The following is a 16437-nucleotide window of genomic DNA, read 5'->3' on the forward strand; positions in this document are numbered from 1 at the left end:
AGAATTCTGATGGAGCCGGATATCCGGAGCCGGTCTCACACGAGCCCGAGTTCTTCATCGATGAAGTCGAGGACTTCGTCGGCCGAAGCGGATTCCAGCTTCTCCGCCACCGTGGAAACGTCCGTCTGCTCGACAACTCCATTGCACCTGGCCACCAGACCCTGAAGGCGCAGCGCGATACTGGATTTCATGGATTCGTCGAGGCTCAGTGCACTGATGAGCGACTCGACGTCTTCGATCTTCGCGTTCACCCGGGACAGCACGTCGTCGCCGACACCGAGTTCGTCGCGCAGATGGCGGGTGAGCACGAGCGGGGTCGGCTGGTCGAAGACCAGCGTGGCGGGAAGCTTCAGACCGGTCGCCTCACGCAGCCGGTTGCGCAGCTCCACCGAGGTGAGCGAGTCGAAGCCGACCTCCTTGAACGCCGTCTCCGGCTGCACGCTGTCAGGTCCGGTGTGCCCGAGCACGACCGCGGCCTGGGTGCGCACCAGATCGAGGAGCAGAGCCTCCTGTTCGGCCTCGGCGAGTCCGGTCAGCCGGCTGAGCAGGTCGCTGCCCTGTCCGGCTGCCGCCCGTGCCTGCTGCCGTCCCGCCGGTACGAGGCCGCGCAGCAGATGCGGCACCGTACCGCCGGCCGCCGCACCGGCCCGCACTCCGCGCAGGTCCAGCCTGACCGGCACGAGCAGGGAGTGCTCGGACACGACGGCGGCGTCGAACAACTCCATGCCCTCGACGGGCTTGAGCGCCACGACGCCGTCACGCCCGGCACGTCGACTCATCCGCGCCTGGTCGTCGGTGCTGAGGTGAGTGGTCATGTTGGTGGCGTGGTGCCACGTGCCCCAGGCCAGGGAGAGACCGGGCAGGCCAGCGGCGCGACGATGGGCCATCAGCCCGTCCAGGAAGGCGTTCGCCGCCGCGTAGCCGCTGCTGCCGGCGCCCATGAACACGGACGAGGCGGAGGAGTAGACGACGAACGCGTCCAGATCCAGGCCGCGGGTGAGTTCGTCGAGGTGGCGTACGGCATCCACCTTCGGCGCGAAGACCTTCGCCAGGCGCTCGGGCGTCAGGGTCTCGACGAGTCCCGCCTCGAACACACCGGCCGTGTGCACCACACCGGTGAGGGGGTGCTCGTCCGGCACCGATGCCAGCAGCGCCTCGACCTGGTCACGGTCGGACATGTCACAGGCCACGACGGAGACCGTCGCGCCGTGTTCGGTGAGTTCGGTGACCAGGTCCTGGACGCCCTCGGCGACCGGGCCTCGGCGGCTGGCGAGGACCAGGTGGCGTACGCCGTGCCGGACGACCAGATGCCGGGTGATCAGTTCGCCGAGCGATCCGGCGCCCGAGACCAGAACGGTCCCCTCCGGCTCGAACACCGCGGCCGTGTCCGTCACGTCATCTGTAACGCGGGCGAGGCGGGGTACGGAGAGGGTTGCCCCGCGCACCGCGATCTGCGACTCGTCGCCGGCGAGGACCGCACCCAGCACGGCGGACGGTGAGCCGTCGGTGTCGGTGTCAGTGTCAGTGTCGGTGTCGGTGTCGGTGTCGGTGTCGAGCAGGACGATCCGGTCCGGGTTCTCGGCCTGGACGGCACGGACCAGACCCCACACCGCCGACCCGGCGGGGTCCGTCACCACGCCGTCACCGGCGGGCACCGCACCCCGGGTCGTCACGACAAGGCGGGAATCGTCGAGGCCGTCGGTGGTCAGCCATGCCTGCACGACGCTCAACACCCGGGAGGTCAGGGCGAGTACGGCGTCCTCACCGTCGGCGCCGAGGGCCTCCAGGACCGCCACCGCCGGAACTTCGGTGCTTCCGGCCAGGGTTGCCACGTCGTCCGCGGTGGCGACCGGCGCCCACGAGGGCTCCGCTCCCTGGGCCGGAGGCAGCTCGGTCCAGTCCACCCGGAACAGCGACTCGGCAGCCGCCGCGTCCGCCGCTGTCGCCAACTGCTCGGCGGACACCGCCCGGGACACCAGCGAGTCCATCGTGATCACGAGGCTGCCGGTTTCGTCGGCAGCCTCGACCGACAGCGCGTCCGGGCCGTTGGGGGCGACCCTCACTCGCAGCGCCGAGGCGCCCGCGGCGTGCAGCACCAGCCCGTTCCACGCGAACGCCAGCACCGGCTGCCCGGCTTCCTCCTCCCCCTGCGTACCCGCCGCGGCCCCGAAAGTTCCCGTCTGCAGAGCCGCGTCAAGGAGGGCCGGGTGAATACCGAACCCGCCGGCCTCCTTACGGTGTTCCTCGGGCAGGGCGACCTCGGCGAAGACCTCCTCGCCGCGCCGCCACACCGCGCGCACGCCCTGGAACGCCGGGCCGTAGCCGACTCCGCGCTCGCGCAGTTCGTCATAGAAGCCGCCGACCTCGACGGGCTCCGCGCCGGCCGGCGGCCAGGCGGTGAAGTCGAACTCCCCCGCACGGGTGGCGGGCGAGGCCGCCAGGAGTCCGGTGGCATGGCGCGTCCAGGCTTCGTCCTCGCGCTGGGAGTAGATCTCCACGGTGCGCGAACCGTTCTCGCCCGGCGCACTCACGGCTACTTGCAGCCGTACGCCACCCTGCTCGGGCACCACCAACGGCGCCTCGATCACCAGCTCTTCCAACACCCCGCAGCCGACCTCGTCACCGGCACGCACCGCCAGTTCGACCAGTCCGGTACCCGGGAGGAGAGCCAGGCCGCCGATGGCGTGATCGGCCAGCCAGGGATGCGACTTCAGCGAGAGACGTGAGGTGAACAACAGCCCGTCGGAGTGCGGCAGTTGGACCATGGCGCCGAGGAGCGGGTGATCGGCTCCGGCGAGGCCGAGGGAGGTCGCGTCGGAGGCCGTTCCAGTCGCCTGGAGCCAGTAGTGCTGGTGGTCGAAGGCGTACGTCGGCAGGGCCACGCCGGCCGACTCGGCACCGGCAGGCAGTACGCCGGTCCAGTCCACGGGCACCCCGCGCACGAACAGTTCGGCCATCGAGGTCAGCAGGCGACGCAGGCCGCCTTCCTGACGCCGTAGCGAACCGGTCACTACGGCACCCGTGGCATCGTCGACGATCTCGGTGATCGGCTGGACCAGTACCGGGTGCGAACTGACCTCCACGAACACGCCGTGACCCTGGCTGAGGAGGTCGGCCACCGCGGGGCCGAAACCGACCTGGCCGCGGAGGTTGCGATACCAGTAGCCACCGTCCAGGACCCCGGCCTTCTCCACCCAACTGCCGGTGACGGTGGAGTAGAAGGGCACCACCGGCGCCTGGGCATTGATGCCGTCCAGATTCTCGGCGAGAGTGCCGCGGATGTCCTCCACGTGCCGGGTGTGCGAGGCGTAGTCCACGGCAACCCGTCGCACCCGGACACCGTCGTTCGAGAGTGCTTCGAGCGCCTCGTCGAGGGCCTCGGCGTCACCGGCGATCACGACTGAGGACGGCCCGTTGACGGCAGCGACCTCGACCCGGTCCGCCCACCGCTCTATGCGCGCGACTGCCTCGCTCTCGCTCAGCGCCACCGAGGCCATGCCACCCCGCCCGGCCAGCTGCGAAGCAATCGCCTGACTGCGCAACGCCACCACCCGCGCCGCGTCTTCGAGAGACAGCGCACCCGACACACACGCGGCAGCAATCTCACCCTGCGAGTGACCCAGCACCGCATCCGGCAGCACACCCACCGAAGACCACACCGCCGCCAGCCCGACCATCACCGCAAAGCTGGCAGGCTGAACGACATCCACCCGCTCCAGCTCGGCATCACCCCGCAGCACATCAACGAGCGACCAGTCGATCCACGGCTCCAGAGCCGCAGCACACTCCGCGATCCGCTCCGCGAACACCGGCGACGAATCAAGCAACTCCCGGCCCATACCCGCCCATTGCGAGCCCTGGCCCGGGAACACCCACACCACCCCGCCCGGCGCATCCAATCCCGCGTTGCCGGACACCAAACTCGTACTGCTCTCACCGCGGGCGAGCGCGTTCAGCCCGGCGAGCGCCTCGTCCTCCGAGTCGGCCACCACCACCGCACGCTCGCTCAACAGCGCGCGACTCGACACCAACGCCCCGGCCACCGAGGCAAGGGGCGCCTTCCCGCCTTCGACGAACGCCGCAAGCCGACCTGCCTGCCCCGCCAGCGAACCCGCACTGCGCGCCGACACCACCAACGGCACCACACCACCGGACACCGGCGACTGCGGCACCTCGTCCTCCGGCGCCTCCTCCAGAATCAAGTGGGCGTTCGTCCCACTGACTCCGAACGAGGACACGCCCGCCCGGCGCGGACGGCCGCCGCGCGACCACTCGCGCGCCTCCGTCAGCAACTCCACGGCACCCTCGGACCAGTCCACTTCAGTCGTGGGGGCGTCCACGTGCAGTGTCGAGGGCATCAGGCCGTGCCGCAGCGCCTGCACCATCTTGATGACACTGCCGACGCCGGCGGCGGCCTGCGTATGCCCGATGTTCGACTTCAACGACCCCAGCCACAACGGCTGTTGAGGATCCCGGTCCCGGCCGTACGTCGCCAGCAGCGCCTGCGCCTCGATCGGATCGCCCAGAGCCGTCCCCGTCCCATGGGCCTCCACCACGTCCACATCGGCCGAGGAAAGCCCTGCGTTGGCCAGCGCCTTGCGGATCACCCGCTGCTGCGAGGGACCGTTGGGTGCCGTGAGTCCGTTGGACGCGCCGTCCTGGTTCACCGCACTGCCGCGCAGCACCGCGAGCACCCGGTGGCCGCGCTCCCGCGCCACCGACAGGCGCTCCAGGATCACAACCCCGACGCCCTCGGCCAGGCCCATTCCGTCGGCGCCGTCCGCGAACGCCTTGCAGCGGCCGTCGGAGGCCAGACCCCGCTGCCGCGAGAACGCCACGAAGTTGCCGGGCGTCGACATCACCATCGCCCCGCCCGCCAACGCCATCGAGCACTCGCCCTGCCGCAGTGCCTGCGCCGCCAGGTGAATGGCGACAAGGGACGAGGAGCACGCCGTATCGAGGGACACAGCGGGGCCTTCGAAGCCGAGGACGTACGACACCCTGCCCGAGGCCACGCTCGAAGACGCCCCCGTGCCCGCGAAGCCCTCGGTCTCCGGGGTCACCACACCGGCTCCGGCTCCGTAGCCCTGGCCGGACAGCCCGGAGAAGACCCCGACGTCGGCGCCCTTCAGCGAGACCGGGTCGATGCCCGCCCGCTCGACCGCCTCCCAGGAGGTCTCCAGGAGGAGACGCTGCTGCGGGTCCATCGCCAGCGCCTCACGCGGCGAGATACCGAAGAACCCGGGGTCGAACAGGCCGGCACCCTCCAGGAAGCCGCCCTGGGTGACGTACGACGTGCCAGCGTGGTCGGGGTCGGCGTCGAACAGGCCCTCCAGGTCCCAGCCCCGGTCCTCGGGGAAGCCTCCGACGGCGTCGACGCCGTCGGCGACCAGCTGCCACAGCTCCTCGGGCGAGGAGATACCGCCCGGGTATCGGCACGCCATGGAGACGATGGCGATCGGCTCGCGCGCCTGGTCCTGGACCTCGCGCAGCCGCTCGCGGGCATTGCGGGCGTCGGCGATGGCCCTCTTGAGGTAGTCGCGGAGTTGTGCCTCGTCAGCCACTTGATTCAACCCCTAGGGAATGGTGTGTGCGATTGCCGTGGTGGTTTCCGCACTGTCTGTGCGGGGCCGTACGGGTGTGGCTCAGTCGAGCTGGTCGAAGAGCGCGAACAGTTCCTCGTCGCTCGCGGTTTCGAGATCCTCGTTGTCCGCGGGTCCCGTGCCCCTGCCCAGATCGCCCGCCGACTCGGCTGCCTTCAGCAGCTCTCGCAGGCGTACGGTGATCCGGTCGCGGGCCTCCTCGTCGGGTGCCGCGGACTCGATGGCCGCCTCCAGACCGGCGAGACCGGCCAGCACCGTGTCGGCGGGGGACGCCTCCTCGACGGCGAGCTCGGCCAGCAGATAGCGGGCGAGCGCCAGCGGGGTCGGGTGGTCGAAGACCAGGGTGGCGGGGAGTTTCAGACCGGTCGCCTCACGCAGCCGGTTGCGCAGTTCCACCGAGGTGAGCGAGTCGAATCCGGCCTCGTTGAACGCGGTGTCCGGCCGGACGTGCTCCGGCCCGCTGTGGCCGAGCACGACCGCGGCCGTCGCGCGGACCGCGTCGAGGAGCAGGGCTTCCTGTTTCACCGCGGTGAGTCCGGTCAGCCGGTCGGCCAGCTGCCGCTGCCCGCCGGCGCGGCCGGACTTCTGCGCCTGCTGCCGGCCGGCTCGCACCAGGCCGCGCAGCAGGTACGGCACTCCACCGCCCGCGGCGGCGTCCTCCCGTACTCCCCTCAGGTCCAGGCTGACCGGCACCAGCAGCGCGTGCTCGGATCCCAGCGCGGCGTCGAACAGCTCCATGCCCTCGCTGGTGCCGAGTGCGAGGACTCCACCGCGGCCTTCGCGGCGACTCATCCGGGCCTTGGTGAGATCGTCGATGTTGCCCGCCATGCCGGTGAGCTGCTCCCACGGGCCCCAGGCCAGGGAGAGCCCGGGCAGGCCCGCGGCGCGGCGGTTCGCCATCAGGCCGTCCAGGAAGGCGTTCGCCGCCGCGTAGCCGCCGCTGCCCGCGCCCATGAACACGGACGAGGCGGAGGAGTAGACGACGAACGCGTCCAGGTCGCGGCCGCGGGTGAGCGCGTCGAGGTGGCGTACGGCATCCACCTTCGGCGCGAACACGCCCGCGAGCCGCTCCGGGGTGAGCGCTCCGATCACTCCGGGGTCGAACACGCCGGCCGTGTGCACGACACCGCGCAGGTCGGGCACGGAGGCCAGCAGCGTCTCGACCTGGTCGCGGTCGGACATGTCACAGGCCACGACCGACACCGTCGCGCCGTGTTCGGTGAGTTCGGCGACCAGTTCCTGCGCGCCCTCGGCGTCCGGCCCTCGACGACTGGCGAGCACGAGGTGGCGTACGCCGTGCCGGGAGACCAGATGCCGGGCCGCCAGGCCACCCAACGACCCGGCACCCGAGACCAGGACGGTGCCCTCCGGTCCGAACACCGCGCCCGTGTCCGTGACTTGACCGCCGGAGCGGGCGAGCCGGGGCACGGAAAGGGCCGCCGTGCCGCGCACCGCGATCTGCGGCTCCCCGCCGGCCACCACCGTGGCGAGGACCGAGTCCAGCACCGGCTCCAGTCCGCCTTCGGCAGCGGGATCGATGTCGAGGAGGACGATGCGGTCGGGGTTCTCGGACTGGGCGGCGCGTATCAGGCCCCAGACCGCCGAGGCGGCCGGATCCGTCACGGCGCCGTCGCTGCCGACGGACACCGCGCCCCGGGTCACCACCACGAGGCGGGACTCCTCAAGACCGGGCGCGTTCAGCCATACCTGCGCCACGCCCAACACCCTGGAGGTCAGGGCGAGTACGGCGTCCTCGTCGTCGCCGCCGACGGCCTCGAGGACCACGACCGGCGGTACCCCGCCGCCCACGGCCAGGGCTGCCATGTCGTCGGCCGTGGCCACCGGCACCCACGCGGGCGCGGGCTCGGTGCCCTGGGCCGGGGGCAGATCGGTCCACTCCACCGCATACAGCGCGTTGCCGCTCTCCGCGGCCGTGGCACCGAGCTGCTCGATGTTCACCGCCCGCATCACCAGCGAGTCCATCGTCACCACCGGGCTGCCCGTCTCGTCGGCGGCCTGGACCGACAGCGCGTCCGGGCCGTTCGGCGCGATCCGCACCCGTAGCGCCGAGGCACCCGCGGCATGCAGCTCCAGGCCGTTCCACGAGAACGGCATCACCGGCTGCCCCGGTTCCTCCTCCGCCGTGTCCGCGGCAGCGAACGTCCCGGCCTGGAGAGCGGCGTCGAGCAGCGCGGGATGGAGACCGAAGCTCGCGGCTTCTCCCCGCTCCTCCGCGGGCAGGGCGACCTCGGCGAAGAGCTCCTCGCCGCGCCGCCACACCGCACGCAGGCCCTGGAACACGGGGCCGTACGCGTAGCCCCGCTCGAGCATGCCCTCGTACAGATCGCCGGTGTCCAGGTCCACCTGCTGGGCACCGGACGGCGGCCAGGCGGCGAAGTCGAAGTCCGTGCCGCGGGCCGAAGCCGAGGCGGACAGCGTGCCGGTGGCGTGCCGGGTCCACGTTTCCCCGTCGTCGGGGGCGTCCTCGCGCTGGGAGTAGATCTCCACGGTGCGTGAACCGTTCTCGTCCGGTGCGCCCACGGCGACCTGGACCCGCACGCCGCCCTGCTCGGGCACGATCAGCGGCGCCTCGGTCACCAGCTCTTCCAGGACGCTGCAACCGGCTTCGTCACCGGCCCGTACGGCCAACTCCAGCAGCCCGGTGGCGGGAACGAGCATCAGGCCGCCGACCACGTGATCGCCGAGCCAGGGGTGCGCCTTCAGCGAGAGGCGCGAGGTGAACACCAGCCCGTCGGTCTGTGGCAGCCGCACCACCGCGCCGAGCAGCGGGTGATCGGTCCCGGCCAGTCCGAGAGAGGCCGCGTCGGTGGCGGTCTGTGCGGTGTGGAGCCAGTAGTACCGGCGGTCGAAGGCGTACGTCGGCAGCTCCACGCCGGTCCCGGCAGACGGCAGTACGCCGGTCCAGTCCACGGGCACGCCGTGCACGAACAGCTCGGCCATGGAGGCCAACAGCCGCCGCAGACCGCCCTCTTCACGGCGCAGCGAACCGGACAGCACGGCAGCGGCGTCGCTCTCGTCCACGATCTCGTTGATCGGCTGGACCAGTACCGGGTGCGCGCTGATCTCGACGAAGACGCCGTGTCCCTGTCCGATCAACTCGGCCACCGCAGGGCCGAAGCCCACCTGTCCGCGCAGATTGCGGTACCAGTAGCCGCCGTCCAGGACACCGGCGTCCCCCACCCAGCCGCTCGTGACGGTCGAGTAGAAGGGCACCAGCGGCGCCTGGGCATCGATGCCGGACAGAGCCTCGGCGAGGGTGTCGCGGATGGCCTCCACATGCCGGGTGTGCGAGGCGTAGTCCACCGCCACCCGCCGCACCCGAACACCGTCGCTTGAGAGTGCTTCGAGCGCCTCGTCCAGGGCCTCGGCGTCACCGGCGATCACGACTGAGGACGGGCCGTTGACCGCGGCCACCTCGACCCGGTCCGCCCACCGCTCCAAACGGGCCGTGGCGTCGCTTTCGCTCAGCGCCACGGACGCCATGCCGCCCCGCCCGGCCAACTGCCCCGCGATTGCCTGGCTGCGCAACGCCACGACGCGCGCCGCGTCGTCGAGGGACAGCACACCGGACACACACGCCGCCGCGATCTCACCCTGCGAGTGACCCAGCACCGCATCCGGCAGCACACCCACCGACGACCACACCGCCGCCAGGCCGACCATCACGGCAAAGCTGGCGCACTGGACCACATCGACCCGCTCCAGCAACTCCGGCTCGGCCTCGCCACGCAGTACGTCGACGAGGGACCAGTCGATCCACGGCTCAAGGGCAGCCGCACACTCCGCGATCCGCTCCACGAAGACCGGCGAATCGTCGAGCAACTCCCGGCCCATACCGGCCCATTGGGAACCCTGGCCCGGGAACACCCACACGACCTTGCCCGGCGTCCCCGAACCGGAGACGACACCCGGCGCGCTCTCGCCCCGCGCCAGCGCCCGGAGCCCGGACAGCGCCTCCTCGTCCGAGCCGGCCACGATCACCGCACGCTCGCTCATCAGCGTACGGTCGGCGACCAGTGTCCCGGCCACGGAGGCCAGCGGCACCCCGTCGGCCTCGTCGATGAAGGCCGCGAGCCGTCCGGCCTGACCCGCCAGCGAACCCTCGCTGCGCGCCGACAGCACCAGCGGCACCACATCGGCGGACACCAGCGGGTGCTGTGTCTCCGCGGCAGGCGTCTCGTCGTCTCCGGGCGCTTCCTCGAAGATCAGGTGCGCATTGGTCCCGCTGACGCCGAACGAGGACACGCCGGCCCGGCGCGGAGCACCGTTGCGCGGCCACTCCCTGGCCTCGGTCAGCAGCTCCACCGCGCCCTCGGACCAGTCCACTTGAGACGAGGGCTGCTGCACGTGCAGCGTCGGGGGCAGCACGCCGTGACGCAGCGCCTGCACGATCTTGATGACGCCGGCCACACCGGCGGCCGCCTGCGCATGGCCGATGTTCGACTTCAACGAGCCCAGCCACAGCGGCTTTTCCGGGTCACGGCCCCGGCCATAGGTCGCGAGGAGCGCCTGCGCCTCGATCGGGTCACCCAGAGACGTGCCCGTTCCGTGTCCCTCGACGACATCCACGTCGGCCGGGGAGAGCCCGGCATTGGCCAGCGCTTTGCGGATCACCCGCTGCTGCGAGGGACCGTTGGGAGCCGTGAGTCCGTTGGACGCGCCGTCCTGGTTCACCGCACTGCCGCGCAGCACCGCGAGCACCTTGTGTCCGCGCTCCTGTGCCACCGACAGGCGCTCCAGGGCCACGACGCCCACGCCCTCGGACAGGCCCATTCCGTCGGCGCCGTCCGCGAACGCCTTGCAGCGGCCGTCGCCCGCCAGTCCGCGCTGCCGCGAGAACGCCATGAAGGTGGCGGGTGTCGCCATCACCATCGCGCCGCCCGCCAGCGCCATCGAGCACTCGCCCTGCCGCAGCGACTGTGCGGCCAGATGCATCGCGACCAGGGAGGAGGAGCAGGCGGTGTCGATCGACACCGCCGGGCCCTCGAAGCCGAGGACGTACGACACCCGGCCCGAGGCCACGCTCGACGCCAGCCCCGTGCCGGCGAAGCTCTCCATCTCCGGAGTGACCTCGCTGCCGCCGTAGCCCTGGCCGGAGACACCGGTGAACACGCCGACGTCGGTGCCCTTCAGGGTCGTCGGGTCCAGGCCCGCGCCCTCCAGGGCTTCCCAGGAGGTCTCCAGGAGGAGTCGCTGCTGCGGGTCCATCGCCAGCGCCTCACGCGGCGAGATACCGAAGAACCCTGCGTCGAAGAGGCCCGCTCCCTGGAGGAAGCCGCCCTGGCTGGTGTAGGAGGTGCCGGGGTTGTCGGGGTCCGGGTCGAACAGGCCCTCCAGGTCCCAGCCCCGGTCGTCGGGAAAGTCGGAGACGGCGTCGACGCCGTCGACGACCAGCTGCCACAGCTCCTCGGGCGAGGTCACACCGCCCGGGTACCGGCACGCGATCCCGACGACGGCGAGCGGCTCGTCGAAGTCGGCGGCGACGGCCACCGCACCGGCCGTCGGCGCCTGCGGCTCCGGTGCCGCCACCTCACCGAACTCCTCGCGCAGATGGCGGGCGAGGACGAGCGGGCTGGGGTAGTCGAAGACGAGCGTGGGGGGAAGCTTCAGGCCGGTGGCCTCGCGCAGCCGGTTGCGCAGTTCCACCGAGGTGAGCGAGTCGAACCCGGCCTCGTTGAACGCGGTGTCCGGCCGGACGCTCTCCGGCCCGCTGTGCCCGAGTACGACCGCGGCCTGCGCCCGCACCAGGTCGAGAAGCAGGGCCTCCTGCTCGGCGGCCGTGAGTCCGGCCAGCCGGTCGGCCAGCTGTCGGCCCTCGCCGGCGGTGCTCGCCGCCCGGGCCTGCTGTCGGCCCGCCCGTACGAGACCGCGCAGCAGGAGCGGGACCACCGCACCCGCCGCCACGTCGGCGCGCACTCCCTTCAGGTCCAGCTTGATCGGCACCAACAGCGCCTGCCCGGACACGAGAGCGGCGTCGAACAGCTCCATGCCCTCGGCCGCCGATATCTCCAGCACACCATGGCGGCCGGCCCGCGCCTGGTCGACGGCGCTGAGGTGGCCTGCCATACCGAGGGACTGCTCCCACAGGCCCCAGGCGAGGGACAGGCCCGGCAGGCCCGCGGCCCGGCGGCTGCTCATCAGGCCGTCCAGGAAGGCGTTCGCCGCCGAGTAGTTGCCCTGCGCGGCGCCTCCCGAGAGGCCTGCCACGGACGAGAACACGACGAACGCGTCCAGCTCCAGGCCACGGGTCAGCGCGTCGAGGTGGCGTACGGCATCCACCTTCGGCGCGAAAACGCCCGCGAGCCGCTCCGGGGTCAGCGCCCCGATCAGCCCGTCGTCGAACACGCCGGCCGTGTGCACCACACCGCGCAGGTCGGACACCGAGGCAAGCAGCGCCTCGACCTGCTCGCGGTCCGACACGTCGCAAGCCACGACCGACACTGTCGCGCCCTGCTCGGTGAGCTCGGCCACCAGCTCCTGCGCACCCTCGGCGTCCAGCCCGCGACGACTGGCCAGCACAAGCTGCCGTACGCCATACCGGGAGACCAGATGCCGGGCCACCACGCCGCCCAACGACCCGGCACCCGAGACCAGCACAGTCCCCTCCGGCCCGAACACCGCGGCCGCGTCAGCGACCTGACCGCCGGCGCGGGCGAACCGGGGAACCGACATGACCGTGCCGCGGAGGGCGACCTGAGGCTCCTCACTGGCCGCCACCGGCCCCAGTACGGAGTCCAGGACCGAGTCCACACCGCCTTCGGCGGCGGGGTCGGTGTCGAGGAGGACGACACGGCCGGGGTTCTCGGACTGGGCGGCACGCACCAGGCCCCAGACGGCCGCTCCGGCCGGATCCGTCACGACGCCGTCCCCGGCGGCCACGGCGCCCTGGGTCGCCACCACCAGTTGCGACTCGTCGAGGCCGTCCGCGGCGAACCACGCCTGCAACACACCCAACACCCGGGAGGACAACGCCAGTACGGCGTCGTCGGCGTCGTCACCCACGGCTTCCAGGACCACCACCGCCGGAGCGGCGCCGCTCCCGGCCACGGCCAGCACGTCGTCGGGTGTGGTCACCGGCACCCACGACGGCGGGAGCTCCGACCCCGGCACCGGGGGTAGTTCGCTCCACTCCAGCCGGAACAGCGCGTTGGCGACGGCGGCGTCGACCGGCCGCTCCAGCTGCTCGGCGGACACCGTCCGGGACACCAGCGAGTCCAGCGTCACCACGGGGCTGCCGGCATCGTCGGCGGCCTCGACCGTCAGCGCGTCGGGGCCGTTGGGGGCGATCCGCACCCGCAGCACCGAGGCGCCCGCCGCGTGCAGCCGCAGGCCGTTCCAGGCGAACGCCAACACCGGCGCCTCGGAACCGTCCTGGCCCGCCGCGTTCCCGATCGTGGCGGCCTGTAGGGCCGCGTCGAGGAGCGCCGGGTGGATACCGAACCCGCCGGCCTCCTTGCGCTGCTCCTCGGGCAGCGCGACCTCGGCGAAGACGTCCTCGCCGCGCCGCCACACCGCGCGCACGCCCTGGAACGCCGGGCCGTAGCCGTAGCCGCGCTCGATCAGATCGGTGTAGAAGTCGCCCACCTCGACGGACTGCGCCTCCGCCGGCGGCCACGCGGCGAAGTCGAAACCGGTCTCCTGGGCCGACGACTCGGGCGTCAGCGTGCCGGTGGCGTGCCGCGTCCACGTCTCCCCGTCTCCGGGGGCATCCTCGCGCTGGGAGTAGACCTCCACCGTGCGCGAGCCGCTCTCGCCCGGTGTGCCGACGGCGACCTGAATGCGTACGCCGCCCTGTTCCGGCACCACCAGCGGTGTCTCGATCACCAGCTCTTCCAGCACTTCGCAGCCTGCCTCGTCACCGGCCCGCACGGCCAGTTCGACCAGCCCCGAACCGGGCAGGATGACGACACCGCCGACCGCGTGATCGGCCAGCCAGGAATGCGACTTGAGCGACAGACGCGAGGTGAACGCCATGCTGTCGGACTGCGGCAGGTGCACCACGGCACCGAGGAGGGGGTGATCGGCCGCCGCCTGACCCAGCGACGCCGCATCCGTCGCCGCCTCGGTCTCCGTCAGCCAGTAGTGCTGGTGGTCGAAGGCGTACGTCGGCAGGTCGACGCCGGCCGACATGGCTGCGGCGGGCAGGACGCCGGTCCAGTCCACGGGCACGCCACGTACGAAGAGTTCGGCCATCGAGGCCAACAGCCGCCGCAGACCGCCGTCTTCACGGCGCAGCGAACCGGTGACGACGGCATCCGGGGCGTCGTCGACGATCTCGGTGATCGGCTGGACCAGCACCGGGTGCGAACTGACCTCGACGAAGACCCCGTGGCCCTGCCGGATCAACTCGGCCACGGCCGGACCGAAGCCGACCTGGCCGCGGAGGTTGCGGTACCAGTAGTCGCCGTTCAGCATGCCGGCGTCCTGGATCCATTCGCCGGTGACGGTGGAGTAGAAGGGGAGCGTCGGCGCCTGGGCGGTCACGTCCGCCAGCTTTTCGGCGAGGGTGTCGCGGATGTCTTCCACGTGCCGGGTGTGCGAGGCGTAGTCCACGGCAACCCGACGCACCCGAACACCGTCGCCAGAGAGTGCTTCGAGCGCCTCGTCCAGGGCCTCGGCATCACCGGCGATCACCACCGAGGACGGCCCGTTGACCGCGGCCACCTCAACCCGGTCCGCCCAACGCTCAATCCGCGCGACGGCCTCGTCCTCGCTCAGCGCGACCGAGGCCATGCCACCACGCCCGGCCAACTGCGAAGCAATCGCCTGACTCCGCAACGCCACCACCCGCGCCGCATCCTCAAGCGACAGCGCACCCGACACACACGCGGCAGCAATCTCACCCTGCGAGTGACCCAGCACCGCATCGGGCCGAACTCCGACCGACGACCAGACAGCGGCAAGACCCACCATCACCGCGAAGCTCGCGGGCTGTACGACGTCCACCCGCTCCCAGAGCTCCGGAGCGGCGTCACCCCGCAGTACGTCGATGAGCGACCAGTCGATCCACAGCTCAAGGGCAGCCGCACACTCCGCGATCCGCTCCGCGAACACCGGCGACGAATCAAGCAACTCCCGGCCCATACCGACCCATTGGGAGCCTTGCCCCGGGAACACCCACACCACCTTGCCCGGTCCACCCGAACCGGCCACGCCACCGAGCACCACACCGGGCGCGCTCTCACCCCGCGCCAGCGCTTCCAGCCCGGCCAGGGCCTCCGCATCCGAGTCGGCCACGATCACCGCACGCTCACTCAGCAGCGCCCGACTCGACACCAACGCCCCGGCCACCGAGGCAAGAGGCACGCTCCCGACTTCGACGAACGCCGCAAGCCGCCCGGCCTGCCCCGCCAGCGACCCCTCACTCCGCGCCGACACCACCAACGGCACCGCACCACCGGACACCGGCGGCTGCGGCGCCTCGTCCTCCGGCGCCTCCTCCAGAATCAAGTGGGCGTTCGTCCCACTGACGCCGAACGCGGACACACCCGCCCGGCGCGGATGCCCGTTGCGCGGCCACTCACGCGCCTCCGTCAGCAGCTCCACCGCACCCGCGGACCAGTCCACTTGAGACGTGGGAGCGTCCACGTGCAGCGTGGGCGGCATCATGCCGTGCCGCAGCGCCTGCACCACCTTGATCACGCCGGCCACACCCGCGGCGGCCTGAGTGTGTCCGATGTTCGACTTCAACGAGCCCAGCCACAGCGGCTGTTCGCGGTCCCGGCCATACGTCGCCAGCAGCGCCTGCGCCTCGATCGGATCGCCGAGGACCGTACCCGTGCCATGGCCCTCCACCACATCCACGTCCGCAGGGGAAAGCCCCGCGCTGGCCAAGGCCCGCCGGATCACCCGCTGTTGCGAGGGACCGTTCGGGGCCGTCAGGCCATTGGACGCGCCGTCCTGGTTCACCGCGCTGCCCCGCAGGACCGCGAGGATCTGGTGCCCGCGCTCCCTCGCCACCGACAGGCGCTCCAGTACGACGACACCCACGCCCTCGGCCCAGCCCGTGCCGTCGGCGCCGTCCGCGTACGCCTTGCAGCGGCCGTCGGTGGCCAGACCGCGCTGGCGCGAGAACTCCACGAAGGCACCGGGGTTGGCCATCACCGTCGCGCCGCCGGCGAGCGCCATCGAGCACTCGCCCTGCCGCAGCGCCTGCGCGGCCAGATGCATCGCCACCAGCGACGACGAACACGCCGAGTCGATCGTGACCGCAGGGCCCTCGAAGCCGAAGACGTACGACACCCGGCCCGAGGCCACACTCGTCGATCCGCCCGTGCCCGCGAAGCCCTCCAACTCCGGTGTGACCACGCTGGCGCCGGGCGCGACATAACCCTGGCCGAACACCCCGGAGAACACTCCGACATCGGCGCCCTTCAGCGAGACCGGGTCGATGCCGGCGCTCTCCATGGCCTCCCAGGAGGTCTCCAGGAGCAGCCGCTGCTGCGGGTCCATCGCCAGCGCCTCACGCGGGGAGATCCCGAAGAACCCGGCGTCGAAGAGGCCCGCCTCATGGAGGAAACCGCCCTGGGTGGCGTACGTGGTGCCGGCACGCTCCGGGTCCGAGTCGAACAGGCCCTCCAGGTCCCAGCCGCGGTCCTCGGGAAAACCGGTCACGGCGTCGCGGCCGTCACGCACCAATCGCCACAGGTCCTCCGGCCCGGCCACCCCGCCGGGCAGCCGGCACGCCATGCCCACCACAGCCACCGGCTCGCGCGAGGCGTCGACGAGTTGGCGGTTTCGCTTCTTCAGCGAATTGACCTCTTCGAGCGATTTCCGTAGCGCCTCGACGACCTTTTCATACGACGCACTCACT

General features: G+C 71.7%; 1 protein-coding gene and 1 pseudogene. Both read right to left on the reverse strand.

The window, feature by feature from the left end; all coding sequences use genetic code 11:
* Positions 1–35 precede the first annotated feature (35 nt).
* A pseudogene (locus tag ACIHFB_RS01590) lies at positions 36–5564 on the reverse strand (type I polyketide synthase); the annotation flags it as partial.
* Between the two features lie 81 nt (positions 5565–5645).
* The gene (locus ACIHFB_RS01595; RefSeq protein WP_400124885.1) at positions 5646–16436 is read right to left on the reverse strand and encodes an SDR family NAD(P)-dependent oxidoreductase; all 10791 of its coding nucleotides are present in this window, start codon (positions 16434–16436) and stop codon (positions 5646–5648) included.
* Position 16437: the final 1 nt, after the last annotated feature.

The sequence above is a fragment of the Streptomyces sp. NPDC051963 genome, from assembly GCF_044593495.1.
Classification (GTDB): domain Bacteria; phylum Actinomycetota; class Actinomycetes; order Streptomycetales; family Streptomycetaceae; genus Streptomyces.